This is a genomic window from Microbispora sp. KK1-11 (genome assembly GCF_006874435.1).
Classification (GTDB): Bacteria; Actinomycetota; Actinomycetes; order Streptosporangiales; family Streptosporangiaceae; genus Microbispora; species Microbispora catharanthi.
The window spans coordinates 1-454 of sequence record NZ_VIRJ01000134.1; the positions used below are offsets into that span (position 1 = coordinate 1).

Sequence of the window (454 nt, forward strand, 5' to 3'; positions counted from 1 at the left end):
CGGATTCTTTCATGAATCGGAGGATTTATTTTACGAATGGGCCGGAAACGCAACCGACGGCCAAGCGGTCGCCCTAACCGCAATCAGATCGTGCTATAGCGCCAATAAACCGACCGAAATCGTCGCAAAGGAAGGCGCCAAGTATTTCGGCTCCAAAGCGTCAGATGGTGGCGAAGGCACAGACGCCGATCGGTTGTTCCGACATATCGTCCGTTCGGGCCATTCGTCAACGCTTGAGCATATCTCGTTCACCTTTGCGATTGAAGGCGTCAGCCGGGCGTTACTCGCGCAGCTTACACGTCATCGCGTCGGTTTCAGCTTCAGCGTCCAATCACAGCGTTATGTGCGGATGGGAAGCGATGATAAGATCGGCGGGTTCGATTATGTATTGCCGGATAAGGTTAAGACCTGCACGAAAGAATTAGATTTATTCGGAGGAGGCGACGCCCTGTTT

At 52.9% G+C, this 454-nt stretch carries 1 protein-coding gene; it reads left to right on the forward strand.

The window, feature by feature from the left end:
• A partial coding sequence (gene thyX, locus FLW16_RS43080; protein WP_142566733.1) for an FAD-dependent thymidylate synthase occupies nt 1-454 on the forward strand: 454 nt, incomplete at both ends.